Source organism: Bartonella sp. AA86SXKL, from assembly GCF_042196885.1.
The window spans coordinates 345-592 of sequence record NZ_JBHIRE010000509.1; the positions used below are offsets into that span (position 1 = coordinate 345).

Annotated in this window: 1 protein-coding gene; it reads left to right on the plus strand. The window is 40.3% G+C overall.

Annotated elements, in window-relative coordinates; genetic code table 11:
• Nucleotides 1–248, plus strand: a 248-nt coding sequence (locus tag ACFIO5_RS12955) for a class I tRNA ligase family protein (protein WP_375705625.1), incomplete at both ends; no start/stop codon positions are given.

The window sequence follows — 248 nt, forward strand, 5'->3', positions numbered from 1 at the left end:
CAGTGACAACTGGAATTGAAAACTATAAATTTAATGAGTCAGCTAGTGCGCTTTACCGCTTCATTTGGAATACATTATGTGATTGGTACCTGGAACTTCTCAAACCTATCTTTCAAGGCTCCAATGAAGATGCTAAAAACGAAGTGCAGGCGTGTACGGCTTGGGTTTTGGATGAAGTCTATAAACTTCTTCATCCTTTTATGCCTCATATGACGGAGGAATTATGGTCTCTCACTGAAACACTAGGC